The 20,851-nt window shown below is 61.8% G+C and carries 22 protein-coding genes and 1 tRNA gene; 19 read left to right on the top strand and 4 right to left on the bottom strand.

Features of this window, described 5'->3' with window-relative positions:
- The first annotated feature begins 60 nt into the window (after window positions 1-60).
- Both rplM and rpsI read left to right on the top strand, forming a co-directional pair.
- Window positions 61-537, top strand: a complete 477-nt coding sequence (rplM, locus tag HNR55_RS08200) for a 50S ribosomal protein L13 (RefSeq protein ID WP_166113673.1) — start codon at window positions 61-63, stop codon at window positions 535-537.
- 4 nt (window positions 538-541) lie between these two features.
- Window positions 542-1,030, top strand: a complete 489-nt coding sequence (gene rpsI, locus HNR55_RS08205; RefSeq protein ID WP_086646120.1) for a 30S ribosomal protein S9 — start codon at window positions 542-544, stop codon at window positions 1,028-1,030.
- Between the two features lie 195 nt (window positions 1,031-1,225).
- Here the strand turns inward: rpsI and HNR55_RS08210 are convergent, their stop codons facing one another.
- A complete protein-coding gene (locus HNR55_RS08210) occupies window positions 1,226-2,755 on the bottom strand; it encodes a S10 family peptidase (RefSeq protein WP_260400881.1) in 1,530 nt (509 codons plus the stop codon).
- Between the two features lie 207 nt (window positions 2,756-2,962).
- Between HNR55_RS08210 and HNR55_RS08215 the strand changes: the two genes are divergently transcribed.
- Window positions 2,963-3,493 (top strand): hypothetical protein, encoded by a 531-nt coding sequence (locus tag HNR55_RS08215; protein ID WP_166113667.1) that lies wholly within the window; start codon window positions 2,963-2,965, stop codon window positions 3,491-3,493.
- Between the two features lie 114 nt (window positions 3,494-3,607).
- Here HNR55_RS08215 and HNR55_RS08220 read toward each other — a convergent pair whose 3' ends face one another.
- Window positions 3,608-5,374 carry a DEAD/DEAH box helicase gene (locus HNR55_RS08220; RefSeq protein WP_166113664.1) on the bottom strand — a complete coding sequence of 589 codons (1,767 nt, stop codon included), beginning with the start codon at window positions 5,372-5,374 and terminating at the stop codon, window positions 3,608-3,610.
- 126 nt (window positions 5,375-5,500) lie between these two features.
- Complete coding sequence (locus tag HNR55_RS08225) at window positions 5,501-7,363, bottom strand: hypothetical protein (protein WP_166113823.1); 1,863 nt, start codon at window positions 7,361-7,363, stop codon at window positions 5,501-5,503.
- A gap of 219 nt (window positions 7,364-7,582) precedes the next feature.
- On the opposite strand from HNR55_RS08225, the gene HNR55_RS08230 reads away from it, so the two are divergent.
- From HNR55_RS08230 to HNR55_RS08280, 11 genes are all read left to right on the top strand, one after another.
- On the top strand, window positions 7,583-7,984 hold the full coding sequence (locus HNR55_RS08230) for a VOC family protein (protein WP_166113661.1): 402 nt from the start codon (window positions 7,583-7,585) through the stop codon (window positions 7,982-7,984).
- A gap of 128 nt (window positions 7,985-8,112) precedes the next feature.
- Window positions 8,113-8,928, top strand: coding sequence for a diaminopimelate epimerase (gene dapF / locus HNR55_RS08235; RefSeq protein WP_166113658.1), 816 nt, complete (start codon window positions 8,113-8,115; stop codon window positions 8,926-8,928).
- The gene (gene mtaB, locus HNR55_RS08240) at window positions 8,925-10,172 is read left to right on the top strand and encodes a tRNA (N(6)-L-threonylcarbamoyladenosine(37)-C(2))-methylthiotransferase MtaB (protein WP_166113655.1); all 1,248 of its coding nucleotides are present in this window, start codon (window positions 8,925-8,927) and stop codon (window positions 10,170-10,172) included. The genes dapF and mtaB overlap by 4 nt, the downstream gene beginning before the upstream one ends.
- 1 nt (window position 10,173) lies before the next feature.
- Window positions 10,174-11,103 (top strand): signal recognition particle-docking protein FtsY, encoded by a 930-nt coding sequence (gene ftsY / locus HNR55_RS08245; RefSeq protein WP_166113652.1) that lies wholly within the window; start codon window positions 10,174-10,176, stop codon window positions 11,101-11,103.
- A 119-nt stretch (window positions 11,104-11,222) separates the two neighbouring features.
- Entirely contained in the window at window positions 11,223-11,528 is a 306-nt protein-coding gene (locus HNR55_RS08250) for an AtpZ/AtpI family protein (protein ID WP_166113649.1), read from the top strand.
- 50 nt (window positions 11,529-11,578) lie between these two features.
- Window positions 11,579-12,328 carry a F0F1 ATP synthase subunit A gene (locus HNR55_RS08255; protein WP_166113646.1) on the top strand — a complete coding sequence of 250 codons (750 nt, stop codon included), beginning with the start codon at window positions 11,579-11,581 and terminating at the stop codon, window positions 12,326-12,328.
- A gap of 52 nt (window positions 12,329-12,380) precedes the next feature.
- On the top strand, window positions 12,381-12,605 hold the full coding sequence (locus HNR55_RS08260; protein WP_025828682.1) for an ATP synthase subunit C family protein: 225 nt from the start codon (window positions 12,381-12,383) through the stop codon (window positions 12,603-12,605).
- 28 nt (window positions 12,606-12,633) lie between these two features.
- A complete protein-coding gene (locus HNR55_RS08265; protein WP_166113643.1) occupies window positions 12,634-13,236 on the top strand; it encodes a F0F1 ATP synthase subunit B family protein in 603 nt (200 codons plus the stop codon).
- Between the two features lie 34 nt (window positions 13,237-13,270).
- A complete protein-coding gene (gene atpF, locus HNR55_RS08270; RefSeq protein ID WP_373318106.1) occupies window positions 13,271-13,765 on the top strand; it encodes a F0F1 ATP synthase subunit B in 495 nt (164 codons plus the stop codon).
- A 27-nt stretch (window positions 13,766-13,792) separates the two neighbouring features.
- On the top strand, window positions 13,793-14,560 hold the full coding sequence (locus HNR55_RS08275) for a glycosyltransferase (RefSeq protein ID WP_166113637.1): 768 nt from the start codon (window positions 13,793-13,795) through the stop codon (window positions 14,558-14,560).
- Window positions 14,554-16,254, top strand: coding sequence for an ArnT family glycosyltransferase (locus HNR55_RS08280; RefSeq protein WP_166113634.1), 1,701 nt, complete (start codon window positions 14,554-14,556; stop codon window positions 16,252-16,254). Before HNR55_RS08275 ends, HNR55_RS08280 begins: the two co-directional genes overlap by 7 nt.
- 228 nt (window positions 16,255-16,482) lie before the next feature.
- Here HNR55_RS08280 and HNR55_RS08285 read toward each other — a convergent pair.
- Window positions 16,483-16,558 (bottom strand) — tRNA-Thr (locus HNR55_RS08285).
- 149 nt (window positions 16,559-16,707) lie between these two features.
- Between HNR55_RS08285 and HNR55_RS08290 the strand changes: the two genes are divergently transcribed.
- The 5 genes from HNR55_RS08290 to HNR55_RS16940 are packed head-to-tail and all read left to right on the top strand — an operon-like array spanning window position 16,708 to window position 20,834.
- Complete coding sequence (locus tag HNR55_RS08290) at window positions 16,708-16,902, top strand: hypothetical protein (RefSeq protein ID WP_184382643.1); 195 nt, start codon at window positions 16,708-16,710, stop codon at window positions 16,900-16,902.
- 26 nt (window positions 16,903-16,928) lie between these two features.
- Window positions 16,929-18,407 (top strand): paraquat-inducible protein A, encoded by a 1,479-nt coding sequence (locus HNR55_RS08295; RefSeq protein WP_166113631.1) that lies wholly within the window; start codon window positions 16,929-16,931, stop codon window positions 18,405-18,407.
- Window positions 18,404-20,110, top strand: coding sequence for a PqiB family protein (locus tag HNR55_RS08300; protein WP_166113627.1), 1,707 nt, complete (start codon window positions 18,404-18,406; stop codon window positions 20,108-20,110). Before HNR55_RS08295 ends, HNR55_RS08300 begins: the two co-directional genes overlap by 4 nt.
- Window positions 20,111-20,114: 4 nt before the next feature.
- Window positions 20,115-20,693 carry a PqiC family protein gene (locus HNR55_RS08305; RefSeq protein WP_166113624.1) on the top strand — a complete coding sequence of 193 codons (579 nt, stop codon included), beginning with the start codon at window positions 20,115-20,117 and terminating at the stop codon, window positions 20,691-20,693.
- A gap of 12 nt (window positions 20,694-20,705) precedes the next feature.
- Window positions 20,706-20,834, top strand: a complete 129-nt coding sequence (locus tag HNR55_RS16940; protein ID WP_260400876.1) for a hypothetical protein — start codon at window positions 20,706-20,708, stop codon at window positions 20,832-20,834.
- The last annotated feature ends 17 nt before the right edge of the window (window positions 20,835-20,851 follow it).

Raw genomic sequence — 20,851 nt, forward strand, 5'->3', positions numbered from 1 at the left:
GTGCGCCACCCATCATAACGCGCCATCAATACGTAACTGTTCTCATATGGAATCAGTGTCATGAAGACCACCCTCTCGCTGAAGCCCGCGGAGGTGACGAAGAACTGGATCCTGATCGATGCCGAAGGTCTCGCTCTGGGTCGTCTCGCCGTCATCATCGCCACGCGCCTGCGCGGCAAGCACAAGCCTCAGTTCACACCGCATGTTGACTGCGGTGACCATGTTGTCGTCATCAACGCCGAAAAAGTGGCGCTGACCGGCAACAAGGCGGACCAGAAGCTCTTTCATTACCACACCGGCTATGCTGGCGGTATCAAGACCCGCACTGTGGCGCAGCGCCTGAACGGCAAGCACCCCGGCCATCTGGTCGAAAAGGCAGTTGAACGCATGATCACGCGTGGTCCGCTCCAGCGTGAGCAGATGCGCAACCTGCATGTGTATGCTGGCGCTGAACACCCCCACGGTGGTCAGACCCCCCAGGTGCTTGACGTTGCGGCGCTGAACCGCAAAAACGTCGTTAACGCTCAGAAGGGCTGAGACAATGTCTGAAACTCAGGAACGCACAGGCACGCTGGCCGATCTGAAGACCGTTGCACCGGTTCTGGCCGATTCCGCTCCGGTTTACGAAGCAAAGCGTGACGCACAGGGCCGCTCCTACGCCACTGGCCGCCGTAAGGATGCCGTGGCCCGCGTATGGATCAAGCCGGGTAAAGGTGAAGTCACCGTTAACGGCCGTCCGGTTGTTCAGTATTTCGCACGCCCCGTGCTGCGCATGCTGCTCACCCAGCCCTTCCTCGTATCCGACCGTTACAACCAGTTTGACGTGGTCTGCACCGTAACCGGTGGCGGTCTGTCCGGTCAGGCTGGTGCGGTTCGTCACGGGATCAGCCGTGCGCTGACCCACTACGAACCCGAACTGCGCAGCATCCTCAAGGCTGCTGGCTTCCTGACCCGCGATTCGCGTCAGGTTGAACGTAAAAAGTACGGTCGCGCAAAAGCCCGTCGTTCCTTCCAGTTCAGCAAGCGCTGATCCGGTCCGGACTTCGGTTTTTCGTTCGACAGACGGGCGGGGGGATTTTGGTCCCCCCGCCCGTTTTGCGTTTGGGGCCTGGGGGGTGGTTGTGCCCGCTACGTGGGCCAGACGTTGCCGCCTTGGGGCTGGAAGGGCCGGGGCGCGTGCCCGGCCCCCTATGTTTGATGGGTAGGGTGTTACGTGCCCGCTGGTTCAGGGAGCCAGAAAGGTGCGGACATCGCGCGCAAGGGCGGCACGGCTGTCCGGGCGGGTGTAGAGCATATGCCCACCGGGGTAGACATGCAGGCCAATGCGGCTGCGGCCGACAGGAATATGCTCCGCCACCCAGCGGGAGGAAGCATAGGGGCACACCAGATCATACGCGCCATTGGCAATGAACACCCGCAGGGTGGGGTTAAGGGCCAGCAGGCGGCGCAGGGTGGGAATGGGGCGTACAATGGGGGCGTTTGTGTCGCGGTAGTCCCATGCCTGACTTATGGCGTTGTTGAGCAGGTTGTAGCTTAGCTCTGTCTGGTAGCGCAGTTCGGCGGTGGCGTAATGCTCAAAGGCGCTGCCATAGGCGTGGCCAAACCCGTCCAGCATGGGGTCGGGGCTTTCTCCGTTATCCACCCCTTCGGGGAAGGGGTCGGCAATGGAGAGTGTCGCGTCATACAGCGAGTACAGGCGGCCATCGCGGCTGCGTATGTCGTGCGCCTCTGGCCGGGGCATGCCGCGTTGTTTGGCAATAATGTCCTGTTCAATGCCGGTATGGTTGGCGACGGCCTCGTAAAAATCCTCCGCATCATCACCCGTTGGGGGTGTGCCTGCCAGTGTGCCCAGATATGGCCCCATGGCGTACCGGTATGCCGTGTCCAGATGCTGGGAGATGTTCTCGGGGGTCAGCTTGTGCTGGAGGGCCAGATTGGCGGCCTCAAGCGAGGGCAGCACAAAGGCTTCGGCCAGAATGTCGTTTTCCGTATCCAGCAGGGTCATGTCCAGTGCGGGGGAGATCATGATCATGCCGTTGAGCAGAATGTTCTGGTCTTCGGCCAGCGCGTTGGCCACCTCTATGGCGCGCAGGCCACCATAGCTTTCTCCCGCAAGGTAGCGGGGGGAGGTCAGGCGCTTGTTGGCGTTGGCCCAGAGCTGAATGGCCTTGGCAAAGGTTCTGGCATCCTGTTTGACGCCATAGAACTGCTTGTCCGCCTGTTTGGGGTCGGTCGGGACCGACCAGCCCGTGCCCGGTGCGTCCAGAAAAACCAGATCAGCAGCACTCAGCCAGCTTTCGGGGTTGGGCCTGATCTGTGCATTGGCCCCATCGGCGGGGTTGCCTGTGGGAAAATCAAGCGTGACCGGGCCAGCCGCCCCAAGGTGCAGGTAAGCGGTACCCGCGCCGGGGCCACCGTTAAAAAAATACACGACCGGCCTGTGCGCAGGGTCCGCCCCATCGCGCGTGTAGGCGGTATAGAACATGCGTGCTGTGGGTTTGCCAGTATCGTCACGCAGGGTCAGCGTGCCTGCTGTTGCGGTGTAGGTCATTTTCTGCCCACCAAAAGTGCCGTTATGGTGGGTGACCGAATCCCTGGGCAGCATGGCGGCGGCGTCATGGAATGTGTCTGTGTCACTGGGAGGCTGGGCGGGCTGGCTTGCCTCCGTCGTCCGGGTGGGAGCGGGGGCTGTGGCCGCCAGTGCGGATGTGGTGGACAGGCAGAGGGCAAGGCAGAGGGGCAGACCGGGCCACAGGCCAGCGCGGGCGCGGGTAGGGTTGTAAGGTGCTGGGCGTGTGGTCACGACTGTATCTTCCTTTGCAGGCTTTTGCTCGGGAGCCATGCTGCTTGTGCAAACGTGTTCCTGCAAGGGTGGGCTGGACTATTTTTTGCCCCAATCTCATGTCTTACACATAACCGATGTTCGCACTGTGAGGGTGTGGAACACAGGAAAGGAATATTTATGCTCTCTCTCCGGAAAATTGCGCTTCTTGGCCTGCCTCTGTTTGCCTTTGCGGGCACGGCGTCTGTTGCGTATGCCGATCCGTGTCTGTCCCTGAGTGGCTGTGTCCAGCAGGGCGTGAACAATCAGGTGGAGTCCGCCAAAAACGCAGGTAGCCAGTTTACGTCCGGCGTGCGCGATCAGGCCAAGCAGCGCTGGAACAGCGCAACCGAAGCCGAGCGTGAAAAACTGCTGGCCAAGGGCGGCGCGCTGACCAGCAAGGGCGCGAACGCCACGGAAAAACTGAACAACGCGGAAAAAACCGTTAAAGACCGCTGGAACAGCGCCAGCACGACCGAACGGCAGAAAATTCTGGCCCAGCGTGACAAGCTGACCAATGCCACCAATAACGTGACCAATGCGGAAAAAAATGTGAAGGACCGTCTGAACAACGCGTCTGACGGCGCCAAAAACGCATGGAAGAGCAAAAAAGATCAGCTGAAGTCGGATGTGAACAACGCAACCGCCCTGCCGTCTCTCCCCTCCCTGTAAGGGCAGGCTGGCCACGGGCCAGAGCGCTTAAGGCCACAAAAAAGGCTGCTCCCTTACCGGGGGCAGCCTTTTTGAGTAGCCCCCCTCTCCAGCAGGAAAGGGGGTGTGTGCAGCTTACTTGCGCTTGCGCGAGGACGGACCGCTTTTGCCAGCCGGTGGGCCTTTGCGGTCAAAATTGGCGCGGCCTTTTGGTGGGCCACGGCGTTCGCCAAACGGGGGGCGACCACCGCCACCCGCGCCGGGTGGGCCTTTGCGGGGGGCTTCTGCGGGTTCCACGGTCATTTCATCCGCATCGGCAGCGGCGGCGCAGGCGGCAAAGCGCTCGGCCTTGTCCTGTGCGATTTCGACCAGCGTATGGTCGTTTACAATGCGGATTGCGCCAATATCCTGCTTTTTAATGCCGCCCAGACGGCACAGAACAGGCACCAGCCATTTGGGGTCTGCCCGGTCTGCCCGGCCGACGGAAAGGCGGAACCAGCTCCCGTTCATGTCGGGTGCGCGTTCACGTGGCTCACGCGGGGGGGCGTTTTCGTCCCGCGGGCCACGGGTGCGGGTGGCGTCTGGCGTAATCACGCGGAGCTGGGCGGGTTCGGGCAGGCTTTTGCGCCACAGGCCCACAAGGGCGGTGGCAAGCTGCTCAGGCGTATGCTCGGCCACCAGACGGGCGGTGAGGGCCTGAATGTTCTCGTTCTCCGAAGGGGGGAGCGAGAGGAAGTGCGCGCCCAGAAGGCGTTCGGCATCGGCCTCGGCAATGGCCTGCGGGGTGGGGGCGCCACTCCATTCCGCCGTCACCTTGGCGGCCTGGAGCAGGCGTTCGGCCAGACGGCGGCGTGCGGGCGGAACCAGCAGCACACAGGTGCCCTTTTTGCCCGCACGGCCCGTACGGCCCGAGCGGTGCAGCAATGTGGCCGGGTTGGACGGCAGGCTGGCATGGATAACCAGCCCGAGGTCTGGAATATCAATGCCACGCGCGGCCACGTCGGTCGCCACGCAGACGCGGGCCTGCCCGTGGCGCAGGCTTTCAATGGCGCGGGTGCGCTCGTTCTGTCCCAGATCGCCTGAAATGGCGACAGAGGCAAAACCGCGCTCGGTCAGAATGTGCTGGAGTTGGCGTACGGCCTCACGCGTGTGGCAGAACACAATGGCGGAGGGCGAGTCGACCAGACGCAGCACGTTCACCACCGCGCGGGCCATGTCGCCTTGATCCACCAGAATGCCCCGGTAGGTAATGTCTGTATGGGCGGTGTTGGTGCCTACCGTATCCACGCGCAGCGCATCATGCTGGTAGCGCTTGGCAAGGCCTGCGATCTCACGCGCAATGGTGGCGGAGAACAGCAGGGTGCGGCGGTCCTTGGGGGTTGCGTCCAGCAGGGTTTCCAGCTCGTCGCGGAAGCCGAGGTCGAGCATTTCGTCCGCTTCGTCCAGCACGGCGGCCTTGAGGTGCGACAGGTCGAGGTTACCACGCTTGAGGTGGTCGCACAGGCGGCCGGGCGTGCCCACAACAATGTGGCAGCCAGCGGACAGGTGGCGGGCTTCCGTACGGGGTTCCATCCCCCCTACGCAGGACACGATCCGTGCGCCGGTCTTGGCATAGAGCCATTCCAGCTCGCTGCGGACCTGAAGAGCGAGTTCACGCGTGGGGGCAATGACCAGCGCCATTGGTGCGCCAGCAGGGCCACAGCGCTCCGCGCCGTTAAGGAGCGTATCCGCAAGGGAAAGGCCAAAGGCAACCGTCTTGCCCGAACCCGTGCGGGCGGAAACCAGAAGGTCGCGGCCTTTGGCGTCATCCGCCAGAATGGCGGCCTGAACAGAGGTCGGGGCTTCAAACCCGCGCGCGGCCAGAGCCTGAGCGAGCGGGGCGGGAGCATTTTGGAAAGGCATATAAAGAGGTCCAGACAAACAGGTAGGAGAGAGGGAATAAAGCGTCCTGTCCGGAAAGACCTCTCTCTTATGCCGGGGGGATATACTGCTGACCCGCAGTGCCCCGGCAACCTGTAAAAGACATCCTTACTGGAAGGGTAGGTAACGGAAATCCATAAAGAGTTCGCTCAGGCTGGTGTCTGGCGCGCCACCGTTGCCGTCCCACGCATGAATGCGCGAATAGGCAAGCTGCACACCAGCTTCCACCGTACCATAACGGCCTTTAAAGAAACGATACCACGCTCCGATTGTGGCTTCCATAACACTATGGATGTTACTGCCAGCCGCACAGTTACCACTCAGCTCGGTATAGCACCCCGTGTTGTTATAGGCAGGGTTGCCGTAACCGTAGGCTTGACCACCTTCCGAGAAGTAGCTGCGACCGGCCTGTTGGTAGCCAAAATAGCCATACACGTCAATGAGGGGGTTGGGGTGGGCGATAATTCCCGCCGTGCCCTGTAGGGAGAACAGGGGAGAGGGCGCACCATTGGCCTTGAGTGTGGCGTCTGGCAGCAGTACCGAGCCGTAACGGCCAATGCCGTAGCCTGCCAGCCCCGCCAGCCGGACTTCCACCTTGTGCGGAATAACTGGCAGGATCATGGACCCACCGCCGCCACCGCCCACGGCCGTATGGTTCTGGCCCGATCCAAGGGTGGAAACGCGGTCATGCGGGAAGTGGAGAATACCCTCCACTTCGTAATGGCCCCAGTGCGGGTCCCAGGCGATCTTGCCAATCACGTCGGGTGCGATTTCGTTGGGGAACAGGGCATCGTTGGTCAGGCCCACGCCGCTGGAGCCCACGGTAACGGTCTGTCCTCCGGGTATGATCACCTGCCCGTCCGATGTGCCATTGCTGAAGGAGCCGGTGCTGTACAGCGTTGCCGAGTTCTCAATCGAAAGGCCGGTCCACAGGCGGTGGTTCAGGAAGTCCTTTACAAAGCGGAACTGGAGCTGACGCGCCCATGTCTGCCCTGCCAGCATGGAGGATTCTATGGTTTCAGGCAGGCTTTCCTGTCGGGGGATAATCCCTACGCGGCCGGGGGTAAGCATGCTCCACGCCTGCCCGGCAAGGAAGTGGAAGTTCTCCTTGCTGTTATCATACGCAAGATAGGCCTGACGCATGCGGAACGCGTAGCTGTTGCTCTCATAGGCATCGGTGGTATCGGCGCCTGCGCCAAAATCCATTTCGAACACGCCCGAAATGGTGGAGTAACTGTCAATATTCCCGCGCGCCATGAGCGAGAGGCGGCTGTAACGCGCGCTGCCCTCGAAGTTGTCGGTATGGTAGCGCGGTTCGTTCCTGAAGGGTGTGGCCTGCCAGAAGTTGAAGGTACCGCTGGCTGTGTGGCGGTTGCTCTCCACGGCCGAGGCATCAAGAAACCCACCAAGGATCAGGGTAACGGGGCCAAGGTGGAACACGCCGTGGTCACCCAGCGCGCCTGCCGCCTGTGCGCCCGCCGTTTCACGCGAGTGGGGCCCTACACCGTTTTCCGCCAGGCGGGAGATCACGTCTTCCGCGCGGTGGCCAACGACGGATTCCACGGTTGGCGTGTCATCCGCGCCCCCGAACACAGGCTGGGCATCTGGCCCGCCGGTATGGAAGCGCCCGCCCACAAGGTGGTGGACCCCGGCTTCTTCCTCATGATCGGCGGAGTGTACGGCAATGCCTGCCTCATGGTCGGCGGCATCCAGACTGGCAAGCTGGTGGGCGGCAAGGCCGTGATGGGCCGCAGCACCCCCCGCATGGGCGACAGAGCGGTGGGCGGCAATCTGTTTCTGCACGCTCACCAGAGCTTTTTGCAGAGCCTTCTGTTCGGACTGGATGCGCGCAATCTGCTGTTCCAGCGCATCCAGCGAGGCTTCGTCTCCCGCAGCCATGGCCGGTGCGCCAAGGCACAGCAGCAGTGGGCCGGAGGCCAGGACTGTGCCCATACACAGGCTGGCTTTCATACAGTGCGCCCAAGAGGCGTGCAGGGACTTCAAGATGCGCATGCTCTCTTCATTTTCTGACAGGTGTTATGCGGGAACCTGATTAGATCAGAACCATTTTAGCACCCCCTTAGTAAAGAGAGACATGCTTAAAAAATAATTTCAGAACAAACGCGGCTGTCGTTAAAAAAGATGCAGTAGAGTTTAAAAAAACAGGGCATTGGAAAAAAGGAAGTCTTTATGGCCAGAATGATCCACAGCATGCTGCGTGTGCTGGATGAACGGAAATCCGTTGCGTTCTATACTGATACGCTGGGCCTTGCTCCGGTTGGCCGTTTTGAGTTTGACAGCTTCACTCTGGTCTATCTGGCCAATGACGAGCAGAGTTTTGAGCTTGAACTCACCATCAACCACGGCCGCACGGAGCCTTATGCTCTGGGGGAAGGCTATGGGCATCTGGCGGTTTCGGTGGCGGATGTGGTGGCCGAGCACGCACGCATGCAGTCTGCGGGGCACCCGGTTACGCCAGTTAAAACCATGCAGCACGAGAGCACGGTCGTCGGGCAGTTCTTTTTCCTGACCGACCCGGATGGCTACAGGATCGAGGTGCTCCAGCGCGGCGCGCCGGGCCGCTTTATCTAACTCCCACCCGGCGCATACGGGCCGGGACAGCAGGGGCCGCGCCATGCTATGCCTTGCAGGCCAGTGCAGCGCTCAACCGTGCGGGTGGGGCATGGCATCCCGGTCTGAATTGGCATATAAGGCGCGCAATGCTGACCTCTTTTTACAAAATGCACGGTCTGGGGAATGATTTTGTCATCCTCGACGAGCGGACGGGCGACCTGCCCCTGACCCCCGGCCGCATTGCAGCTCTGGCGCACCGCCGCCGGGGTATTGGCTGCGACCAGCTTGTAACCCTGCGCGCGCCCACGGCGGATGGGGCAGATGTGCTTGTGCGCTTTTTCAACCCCGACGGGTCGGAGGCAGGGGCCTGCGGCAATGCCTCGCGCTGTGTGGCCGATCTTGTGTGGCGCTGTAGCGGTAATGCAACACCTGTGCTGCAAACCCGCGCAGGCGTGCTGCCTACCAGCAGAACCCCCGACGGGCTGATTACGGTGGACATGGGCGCTCCACGCACCCACTGGCAGGATGTGCCACTGGCCATGGCGGTGGATACACTGCACCTGCCCTTGCCGGGTGATCCGGCGGCGGCTTCCATGGGCAACCCGCACGCTACGTTTTTTGTCTCCGATTTTGGTATGGTGGCGCAGGGGGATGCGCTTGAGCACGACCCCATTTTTCCCGAACGCGCCAATATCGGCTTTGCCCGCATGGACGGGCCGCACCATATGCGCCTGAAGGTGCATGAACGGGGTGCAGGCGTGACCGAGGCCTGCGGGTCTGGCGCATGTGCCGCCGTGGTCAATGCCGTGCGGCGTGGCCTTGCCGCACGGACCTGCACGGTGGAGCTGGATGGCGGCACCCTGCACATTGTCTGGTCCGAGCAGACGGGCCATGTGCTCATGACCGGCTCCGCCACCACAGCTTTTGAAGGGACGGTCGATCTGGCCGCCTATCCATCATGACCACCCGGCCAGAAATCCTGACCTTCGGCTGCCGCCTGAACACGTGGGAGAGCGAGGTCATGCGGGACCACGCGCAGGGGCTGGGCAATGTGATCATTGTCAACACCTGCGCGGTTACGGGGGAGGCGGAGCGGCAGGCAAGGCAGGCCATCCGCCGTGCGCATCGTGAAAACCCTGATGCCCGCATTGTCGTGACCGGCTGCGCCGCCCAGATTCACCCCGAAAACTGGTCCATCCTGCCCGGCGTAACCCGCGTGCTGGGGAATGAGGAAAAACTGAAGGCCGAAAGCTGGTCCCCCGCGGCACTGGCCGAGCCTGTAGCCGTGTCCGACATTATGGCGGCAAGGGAAACGGCCGCTCATCTGGTCACCGAGTTTGCAGGCCGCACCCGTGCGTTTGTGCAGGTTCAGCAGGGGTGCGACCACCGCTGCACCTTCTGCATTATTCCCTTCGGGCGCGGGCCTTCGCGCTCCGTGCCGGTTGGGGCCGTGGTGGAGCAGGTGCGCGCACTGGTGGGGGCTGGCTACCGCGAGGTGGTGCTGACCGGGGTGGATATGACCTCATGGGGCGCGGACCTGCCGGGCAAGCCCGTGCTGGGGCAGTTGTGCCGCCGTGTGCTGCGGCTGGTGCCCGAGCTGGAGCGGCTGCGCCTGTCCTCGGTTGATCCGGTGGAAATTGATGAGGACATCTGGCAACTGCTGGAGGCCGAGCCCCGGTTCATGCCGTATCTGCATCTTTCCCTACAGGCCGGGGCGGACCTTATTCTCAAACGCATGAAGCGCCGCCATCTGGTGGAAGATGCCGCCCATGTTGTGGCGCGCGCCAGAAGCCTGCGGCCCGATATTGGTATTGGTGCCGACCTCATTGCCGGGTTCCCCACCGAGGATGACGCCCTGTTCGAGCAGACGCGCGCCTTTGTGGCAGAGATGGCGCTGCCTTACCTGCATGTGTTCCCCTACAGCGAGCGTGAGGGTACTCCGGCCGCGCGCATGCGTGCGGTGCCCGTGCCCCAGCGCAAGGCGCGTGCAGCCGCCCTGCGGGCGGTGGGGGCCGCATCTGCGGCGCGGTACTATGCAAGCCTGCTGGGCCAGCCCCAGCGTGTGCTGATGGAAACCCCCACAACAGGACATAGCGAGCAGTTTGCACCCGTCCGCCTGAGCGGGGCCGAAGCCTCGGTCGGGGATATTCTCTCCCTTCTGCCCATCGCGGTGGAAGAGGGCGGACTGGTGGCGGAAAGGATCTAGAATGGCGCTTGGTTTTTTCTCTCGTCTCAAGGAGGGGCTGTCCCGCTCCACCCAGAAGCTGGGTGGCGGGCTTACGGGTATTTTTACCCGCCGCAAACTGGATGACGAGGCGCTGGAGGAACTGGAGGAACTGCTCATTACCGCAGACCTTGGCCCCGGTGTTGCGGAAAAGGTGATTGAGACTTTTCGGTCCAGCCGCTTTGGCGCCGAAGTCACGGATGAGGAAATCCGGCTGGCTCTGGCCGAAGAAATTGCCCGGATTCTGGAGCCGGTAGCCGTACCGTTTGCCCCCGACCCCGCCCACAAACCGCATGTGGTGCTGGTTGTGGGGGTCAATGGCGTGGGCAAAACAACCACCATTGGCAAAATGGCCCGCTTTTTTTCCGCTCAGGGCAGCAAGGTCATGATGGTGGCGGGCGATACATTCCGTGCCGCAGCCGTAGAGCAGCTCCAGATCTGGGGCGAGCGCACGGGCTGCCCGGTTATTGCCGGTCCCCCGGGAGCTGATGCCGCAGGCCTTGCATACGAAGCGCTCAAGCGTGGCAAGGCCGAAGGGGCGGACCTTGTGTTCGTGGATACGGCGGGGCGGCTGCACAACAAGTCGGCGCTGATGGAAGAGCTGGCAAAAATTATTCGCGTCATGCGCAAGTTTGATGAAAGCGCTCCCCATTCGGTCCTGCTGGTGCTGGATGCCACAACGGGGCAGAACGCGGTGGAGCAGGTACGGGTTTTTCGCGAACTTGTGAACGTGAGCGGGCTGGTCGTGACCAAGCTGGATGGCTCGGCCCGTGGTGGTATTGTGGTCGCGCTGGCCGATGGGTTCGGCCTGCCTGTGCATGCCGTTGGCGTGGGCGAACAGGTAGAGGATCTGCGGCCTTTTTCCGCCATGGACTACGCGCGCGGGCTGGTTGGCCTGCCCGGAATGGAGTAATCAGCGGGGTGGCGCAAATGCTACGGTGCAATATTTTGGACAGCAAGCCCGCTAAGGTTTCTTGACAGGATATGGCTGCCCCGTTAGCAAGCGCCTGCACCCCTTGGGAGGTGCGAGGTATGAGTAAGGAAAAAGACGATTCCTTCAACGCCAGATTGCAGTCGGCTGAGCGCCGCTACGGTCTGGTCAAGGAGGAAAAACCTCAGGTTGATGCAAACATGGAGGCCGACAGGTCCCTTGCTGCATTGGCGTTCAGAGCCGGGACAGAAATGCTCGCGGGGCTGGTTGTGGGGGTTGCCATAGGGTGGGGGCTGGATCACTGGCTCCATACCCGGGCGCTGTTTCTTGTCATCTTCGCACTTTTGGGCGGTAGCGCCGGAATGCTGAATGTTTGGCGTCTGGTCAGGACGATGGACGTAAAGTAAGAAGCTGAAGCCCGGATGTTCGATTCGGGGCAAGGTCTAGGAGAGCGGTTGTGGCGGGCGGTTCCAGCATTAACGTACTTGAACAGTTTGAGCTCCACCCCGTTCTTGGCGGGCTGGGCGAGGCCCTGCGCTTCAGCCAGTCTCCGCTGTACATGATGGCGGCAGTCTGCCTTGTTCTTGCGTTCCTGTATTTTGGCATGCGCCCCGCAGCAGTTGTTCCCGGTCGGCTTCAGGCCGCAGCCGAGGTCTGCTACGAGTTCATTCATAACATGGCCGTGGATACGATCGGGCCGGAAGGTGCAGCCTTCTTCCCGTTCATCTTCACCCTGTTCTTCTTCATTCTGGCGGGGAACTACATCGGCCTTCTGCCGTTCTCCTTCACCTTTACCAGCCATATTGCCGTCACCTTCGCCATGGCGTTCATGGTGTTCCTGCTGACGGTTGTCGTGTCGCTCAAGGTGCAGGGCCTGCGGTTTTTCGCCCACTTCATGCCGGACGGCGCCAGCCCCTTTCTGGCGCCCCTGCTGATCCCGATCGAGATTCTCTCGTTCCTCTCCCGCCCGGTCAGCCTGTCCATCCGACTGTTCGCCAACATGGTTGCCGGGCACGTCATGTTCGATATTTTCGCAAGCTTCGTGATCATGCTCGCCGGTTTTGGCGTGGTGGGTGACGTGTTTGCGATCGGGCCCATCGCCATTAACGTGGCGCTTATGGCTCTTGAGTTGCTTGTCGGGGTATTGCAGGCCTATGTGTTTGCCATCCTGACGTGCATCTACCTGCGGGAGGCCGTGGCTCACTGAGCTGCTTTGCCCGTTTCGTTTGAAACTGTCTTGAAACAAGGAAGTGACTGATATGGACATCGCTGCAGCCCGGGAAATCGGTGCAGGTATCGCCGTTATCGCCCTCGCCGGCGTTGGTATCGGCCTCGGCAACATCTTCTCAACGCTGGTCAGCAGCATTGCCCGTAACCCGGCGGCTCGCCCGCACGTGTTCGGTCTGGGCATGCTCGGCTTCGCACTGACAGAAGCTATCGCCCTGTTCGCGCTGCTGATCGCATTCCTGATCCTCTTCGTCTGAGATCGGGAAAACAAGAGGAGACATTCCTGTGGGTGTGATTACGAAGACAGTTCGTGCCGGACTGCTTGCAACGGTTTGCGGCGTTTCTTTGCTGGCCGTTTCGGCACCTGGTGCATACGCCACGGGAATGCCTCAGCTTGACTTTGCCAACCCACTCGTGACCGGCCAGGTCATGTGGGGGGCAATTATTTTCTTCATCTTCTATCTTGTTCTCAGCAAGGCCATGCTGCCGGGTGTCGCCCGCGTTCTGCATGACCGTAGCCAGCGTATTACAGGTGATCTTGAAGTCGCCCGGTCCGCTAAACAGGATGCTGACAAAGCCGTAGCCGAACTCCAGCAGGCCCGCAAAGATGCCATGGCAGAAGCCCAGGCGCATCTTCAGAAGGTTCTGGACGAAGAGCATCGTGCGGCAGAGCAGCAGATGCAGGAAATCAACGCACGTCTGGCTTCCGAAATTGCGGATGCCGAAAAGAATGTTGCGGCAGAAAAAGCGCGGGCCTTGAGCGCGCTTAAAGAAATTGCGGCCGATACCACACAGGCGCTGGTGCAGCGGCTGACAGGTGTTGCGCCAGACGCCCAGCTTGTTGCCCAGAGTGTTGAGAGCGCCTCCGCGCATCGCAGCATTATCTGAATCCGTACTCAGGGGAATTTTGGTCATGACTGACATTTTTCATGTAGCGGGTTTCTGGGTCGCTGTTTCGTTTGTTCTGTTCTTTGTGCTGGCCGGTAAAAAACTGTGGACGCCTATTGCGTCCATTCTGGACAACCGCGCCAACCTGATCCGCGAGGAACTGGACGAGGCAGCCCGCCTGCGCCGCGAAGCCGAGCAGATGCTCGAAGATGCAACGCGCGAGCGTGAACAGGCTCTGGCGGAAGCCAAATCCTTTATCGAGCAGTCCCGCATCAAGGCGGACGAAATGGCCAAGCAGGCCCGTGCAGAAGCCGAGGCCGCCGTGCGCCGCCACGAGCAGATGGCGCGTGACCGGATTGCCGCCGTTGAGCGCGCCGCCGTAAAGGAAGTGCGCCAGCTCGCCATTGATGTGGCGGTCAATGCTGCGCACAGCATTATCCCCCAGACCATTGATGAGCAGAAAGCCTCTGCACTGGTTGATCAGGCACTGGCAGACCTGCCCGCCGCGTTTTCCCGTCAGGCAGCTTAAGCCCATCTCCCTTCAGGGTGCATATGTATGACACAAACGGTGCAAACCTCTGTGTCGCAGGCAAGCGATGTTCAGCCCGTGCTGAGCATCGTTATTGCTGTTCTGGACGAGCAGGATAACCTGCCACAGGTCTGCCGCGAACTGGCCGAAGCCTGCAAGAGCCTCCCCCCATCGGAAGTCGTGTTTGTAAACGACGGCAGCCGCGACAACACGGTGGCCGTGCTGCGCCAGCTTCGGCAGGAGTGCCTGCCCAACCTGCGTATTCTCTCGCACGATCGGTGCTGTGGTAAGTCCGCCGGGTTGCGTACGGGCATTACCGCGGCAAAAGGCGCGTGGATTGCCACGATTGATGGGGACGGGCAGGACGACCCGCGTGAGCTGGTAGCACTGGTGGCTCTGGCCCGGGCCGCACAGGGTACGCCCCCGCTTGTGGTCGGGGTGCGCGCCAGACGGAAGGATGGCTGGTCCCGCCGCTTTGCCACACGCTTTGCCAATGGCCTGCGCCAGAGGCTGCTACAGGACCACTGCCCGGATACGGGTGCCCCGATCAAGATTTTTCAGCGCGCCGATTTTTTGCGCCTGCCACAGTTTGAAGGCCTGCACCGGTTTATGCCCGCCTTTTTTGCATCCTATGGGGTGCCTCTGGTGTGCCATCCGGTTTCGCATCGGCCGCGGCTGCATGGGCAGTCCAAATATACCAATTTCAACCGTGCTGTAGTGGGTGTGCGGGACCTGCTGGGTGTTATGTGGCTGCGTAACCGCACCCGGCTGCCCAGAACGGTTGATGAATGCTAGGGCCTGCACGCGGGGCCCGTACCCTGCCGTGGCGTGTGCTGGTGCTGATCGGTCTGGCGGCTTTTGTGCTGTTTCTGCCCGGCCGCATGACAATCCCCCCGTTTGACCGGGATGAACCACGCTACATGGAAGCATCGGCCCAGATGCTGGAGACGCACAACTACATAGATGTGCGCTTTCAGGACAAGCCGCGCTACCTTCAGCCCGCCGGTATTTACTGGCTGGAATCCATGGCTGTTAAGGCTGTGGGCATGGATTATGCCCGCACGGTGTGGCCGTACCGTATTCCTTCCCTGCTGGCCATGACCGGAGCGGTGGTGCTGACCGCCATCATGGGGGCCAGCCTGTTCGGGGCCATGGTCGGGGTCGGGGCTGCGGTCCTGCTGATGGCCTCGGTGCTGGTGGCGGCGGAAAGCCGTATGGGCACGATTGATTCGTGCCTGCTGCTCAGCGTGCTGGTAGCCCAGTACGCGCTGGTACGGGCACTGGCAGACAGGGAGGCAGCGCGTGCCACACCTGCTGGCACGGCGCTGCTGTTCTGGGGCGCTGTGGGCTGCGGGCTTATGCTTAAAGGCCCGGTTGTGCTGATTCCCTCCCTAGCAACACCGCTGGCCATGGGCTGGGTGGAGCGTCATCTGGACCTGTGGCGCAGGCTGCGCCCGGCATGGGGCTGGCTTGTGGCGGCTGCCGTGGTGCTGCCGTGGTGCGTGGCCATTGGGGTGGTCAGCCACGGCGAGTTCTTCCGGCGCGCGGTGGGGGGGAATTTTCTGGGCAAGGTGGCTTCCGGGCAGGAGGCGCACGGCCTGCCGCCGGGCTATCACCTGCTTGTATTCCTGATCGCATTCTGGCCCGGCTCCTACTTTGCCGCCAGTGTGCTGCCGCAGGCATGGCGGGAGCGGCGTACTCTGCCGGTGCGTTACCTGCTGTGCTGGATTGTGCCGCACTGGGTAGTGTTTGAAAGCATAGCAACCAAGCTGCCCCATTACGTGCTGCCCACATACCCCGCCATTGCCATACTGAGTGCGGGCCTGCTGGCGCAGAGTGGTGTGGTGTGGCGGAACGGCCCGCGGACCCGCTGGGGCCACCTGCTGCTTGGGGTCTATGCCGTCTTGTGGGGTTTTGCAGGCTGCGCGCTGGCTGCCGCGGGGCCATTTTTACTGTGGACGCTGGAGCGCCAGCTTAGTGTTCCCGCCCTTGTGCTGGCGGGTGGCGTTCTGCCGCTGGTTGGGCTGGCGGTGTGGCAGATCTGGCGGGCGGAACTGTGTTATGCAGCGTTGAGCAGCTGTGTTGCGGCAGCCCTTTTATATGTGGGGCTGTTTACGGTTGTGGTGCCGCAGTTGCGCAGCATCTGGCTGGCACCCCGTCTGGTGGCGCTGGTGCAGGCGCATCAGCCCTGCGCACAGACACAGGTTTATTCCGTTTCCTTTACCGAGCCCAGTCTGGTGTTCCTGATTGGGGGCAAGGTGGTGCTGGGGAGCCCCGCACAGGCCGCGCAGGCCATGCGCGACCACCCGGCCTGCACCGCAGCCCTTGTGGATGTGCGTGAGCGCAAGGCGTTTATGGAGGCACTGGGGGCGGATGCGCCAAAGGCGTTCAGCCGTGGCACGGTCGCGGGGCTGAACTATTCCAACGGCCACGCCATGGCGATCAGCTTTTACACGCTGGACGCGCCGGTGGCGGATAAAGCCCACTAACTCTGTATGTGACTATGAGGCTGGCCACAGAGCCAGTCTGGCGCATCTTCTGCGGGGCAGGGTGCTGCGCTCCCTTCAGCCTTTGGTCTTTGGCGTTTTTTGGGGGCGGCGTCGCGGAGCGTACACAGGTTGGGGCAGTCTGGTGCTCCCGGTCATACGGGCATGACTGTGCAAAGCCGTGGCGTGCTGGCGGCATGCAGCAAAACTGATGACAATTTAGGGGAAAAGTGGTGCCCGCTGACGGATTCGAACCATCGGCCCCATCATTACGAATGATGTGCTCTACCAACTGAGCTAAGCGGGCACAGCAGTGTGTGCGGTAGGCTGACTATCATGATCATTCAGAGCATGCAACATCCATTACGGCAGTGAAGGGGGCTTTTTTCCCCCATATTCCGGAGCGGTCCGGTTTTTTCTTCTTCTTTGCCAAAGGTGCCGGGCCTGTAGGGGGGCATGCCGGAAGAGCCGCCAAACCGCTCGGGTGCGGATGTGCAGGGGCAGCCGTATGGCGGTATCGGCCCCGGTATTGGTCCCGGTCCCGGTCCCGGTCCCGGTATCGGGGGCGGGGGCCGGGGTGGCCGGGCACAGAAGCGCTGGGCGCAGGTCTGTATGGCAGGGGTGCCATACGGTTTTTTCAGTTACAGGTGAAGCGGTTGGTATTAAGAACAGGAGTAATGAACGCAACGCAAGTCATGGCCCTGCTGCGGGAGGCTCTGTTCCCCGGCCGGGATGTACCGGTTGATGAGGAACGGCACGTCCGGCTTTTGCGCGGGGCGGTGGAGTGTCCGTGCTGCGGGCATTACCAGATTCTGCCAGAGCTTAACCCCGGCACACAGGCACGCTGCTGCCGGTGCAACCAGTTGCTGGACCGGCGGAACCATACCTCTCCCATAGCGACGCCACTGGCCTTTTGCATCAGCTCGGCCGCGCTTTACCTTGCCATGCTGGCCTCAACCCTGATGATGCTGGACCTGTATGGTCGCCAGCGCACGGTGAATATCCTGACCGGCCCGATTGAACTGCTGCATGAGGGCTGGGGGGAAGTGGGCGTACTGGTGGCCATTGCCACCATTATTGTGCCCGGTCTGGTTATTGGCATGATGCTGGCCATTCTGGTGGGGGCGTTGCAGCCAAAGCTGCCTTTCTGGGTGCCGCATCTGCTCAAATGGTACGAACGCCTGCGCCCGTGGTCCATGGTGGAGGTGTATATTCTGGGCGTGTTCGTGGCCTATACCAAACTGTCCGATCTGGCTTATGTGCAGATCGGGGCGGCGGTGTTTCTGGTCTCGGGCCTGATGCTGACCATGTCCGCGACCGATGCCACGCTGGATACGGAGCTGATCTGGGAACGCAGGCAGACAGACCACAGCCTGCGCCGCATGGATAACAGGCGCATCCGCCTGACCTGCGAGAACGTGACGCGCCACACTCCCCTGCCGCCGCCTTCGCACATGGCGTCGTGCCTGTCCTGCGGGGTCGTGCTGGCGTTTGAGGAGGCCATGCCCACAACCGGGGCTCTGGGCTTTTGCCCGCGCTGTGGGCATGTGGTGCGCCGCCGCAAGCTCAATGGCCGCGTGCGCGCACTCGCTCTGCTTATTTCTGCCGTGGTGTTTTACCTGCCTGCCAATATCTACCCGGTCATGACCGTGATCCGGCTGGGTGGGGGCACGGGGCATACCATTATAGCCGGGGCGGTGGAGCTGTGGCAGGACGGGATGATCCCGCTCTCGCTGCTGGTGCTGTTTGCGAGTGTAACCGTGCCCGTGCTCAAGATTTTTGGTCTGCTGTTCATGCTCTTTACCACATGGCGGCGCTCGGAGCGCTGGCTGGTGGCGCGGACCAGACTTTACCGGGTGATCGATATTATTGGCCGGTGGTCCATGATTGACGTGTTCATGGTTTCCATTCTGGTGGCCATGGTCCGCTTTAACAGCATGGCCAGCATTACCGCCAATGGGGGCATGGTCTGCTTTGCCGCGGTGGTGGTGCTGACCATTTTTGCGGTGCATGTGTTTGACCCCCGCGTTATGTGGGACGTGGTGGGCGACAATGAGACATCCTCCGATTGCGGCCTTGCCGGGCGGGTGACCCCCACCCCCGCGCCGCATAAAACTGCCGCGTATTTGAATGATATGGAGCCGGACAGGGCGTGAACGACAGGCACAATTCTCCAAGACATGGTGAAAGTGACACTCAGGATGCGCTGGTGCGCAGGATCCGGTTTTCCATTATCTGGGTTATTCCCATTATTTCGGTGCTGATTGCGGGCTTTCTGGTCTGGCGCAGCTTTGTGGATAACGGACCGGAAATCTCTGTTATCTTTGATACCGCCGATGGCCTGACCAGTGGGCAGACACAGGTCAAGAACAAGTCCGTGGTGCTGGGAACGGTGCAGAACATCTCCCTCACCCCCGACCTGCGCCATGTTCGTGTGCTCATCCGCATGAACAAGGGCACCAATGACATGCTGACCGACAAGGCACGGTTCTGGGTTGTGCGCCCCCGCATTAACGGGGCCAGCATTACCGGGCTGGAAACGCTGATGTCTGGCGCGTACATCGCCTTTGACCCCGGACTGGATGAAAACGGCCATAATTCCGGCCAGCGCAGGGACCAGTTTGAAGGGCTTGAAGCCCCACCGGGCATGCGCTCGGACCAGCCGGGCCAGACCTATACGCTGGTGGCCAACAATATTGGGTCGATCGGTCAGGGGGCCCCTGTCTTTTTCCGCGATGTGGATGTGGGGGAAGTGCTGGGTTACACCATGCCGCCCGGTGGGCGCGGGCCGGTGCTGATCCAGATTTTTGTCAAGGAACCCTACGACCATTACCTCAATGGGAGCACACGGTTCTGGAACGTCTCGGGCGTTAAGGTGGGCTTTGGGGCTGGTGGGCTCAAGGTGCAGTTGCAGTCCCTTCAGGCGCTGTTCTCCGGTGGGGTGGCTTTTGGCCTGCCCCCGCTGGAGGAGGGTAAACTCCAGCGTGACCTGCCCATGGCTGCGGCCAACACCGTGTTCAAGCTCTATGAGAGCGAGGAAGATGCCCAGAACGCCGGGTACCATGAGCGTGTTCCCGTTGCCACGTACCTGACCTCCTCCGTCAAGGGGCTGGCTCCGGGGGCTGTGGTCAGCATGTTTGGGATTCAGGTGGGCAACGTGACCAGTGTTAAACTGGACATGACCTCCACCCCCGGCCACCCGCGCGTGCGTATTGGCATGGAAATCCAGCCCGAACGGGTGATGACCTCCAAGGAACTCTCGCACGAGGAGGTCACGGACATGCTGCGGACACTGGTGGCGAACGGCCTGCGGGCCTCCACCGACAGCGCAAGCCTGCTGACGGGGGAAGGGCTGATCTCGCTCAACTTTGTCAAGAACGCGGGCAAGGCCACCACCAGCATGGAAGGCACAACGCTTGTTATCCCCGGTCAGCCGGGGGGTATGAGCGGGATCATGGAATCGCTTTCCACCGTAACCGACCGTCTGGCGGCCATGCCGTTCGAGCAGATTGGCACCAACGCCAACAACCTGCTCGCCCATGCGGACGAAACGCTGAGCAGCCCGGATGTCAAACAGTCTCTGGCCAGCCTGCGTGTGTCCATGCAGCATTTTCAGGCTTTGACGCAGGACCTGCAAAAAGGTCTGGCACCTCTCAGCCAGCGCCTGCCCGCCATGGCCGAGCAACTGGACCAGATGCTCCACAACGCCAACCGCCTGCTGGCCAGCTACGGGGGCGACAGCGACTTCAAGCGCAGCCTTCAGGCCATGGTTATCCAGCTTGGACAAACCGCGCGCTCCCTGCGCTTTTTGTCTGACTTCCTGACCAACCACCCCTCTGCGCTCATATCGGGACGATAAGATCATGGCTCGCGTTAAACCTTACGGACTGGCTGGGGCTGGTCTTTGCCGCCGCAACGTTCTGGTCGGCGGGGCCTCGCTGGGGCTTATGGCGTTTACCCTTGCAGGCTGCGCCAGCAGTGGGGCCTCGCTTTACACGCTGGCGGTTGTGCCGGGGCAGGCACAGGCCGGTGGCCCGCGCTTTGTGGAGGTGCGCCTGCCCAGCATTGCCTCCGGCCTGGACCGTGACCGGATTGTTACGGCCGATAGTGGTTATAAGCTGAGCGTTTCCAGCACCGATGCATGGAGCGATTCCCTTGCCAGCCAGATCGGCCACGCACTGGCGGGGGATCTGGCCCAGCGCCTGCCCGGTACGGGCGTGTTTGTGGAAAACGATGCCGCCGCCGCCGACCCGCAGGTTTATGTGGAGCTTTCGGTCAGCCGCTTTTCCACCGGGCCGTCTGGTCATGTGGAGCTGGATGCCATGCTCTCGGTCCAGCCTGCGGCGGCGGGGGCACCTTACGGGCAGGGCACGCTCCAGCGTATCAGCCTGAGTGGCCCTGCCGGTGGCAGCACCATGAGCATGGTGCAGGGCCTCAGCTAGCTTCTGGGCCAGTTGGCGGATGTGGCGGCCGGGCAGATCCGCCTGCTCCCGCCCGATGCCCCCAATGCCACGGCCGCCGCCGCGGCGCAGGATGCAGCCCGGTCAGCTCCGTCCTCCTCCGCGCAGGGGCATCGCAGATAAGGGGCACTCCGGCCTCT

Source organism: Acetobacter lovaniensis (genome assembly GCF_014207635.1).
In the GTDB taxonomy this organism is placed as follows: domain Bacteria; phylum Pseudomonadota; class Alphaproteobacteria; order Acetobacterales; family Acetobacteraceae; genus Acetobacter; species Acetobacter lovaniensis.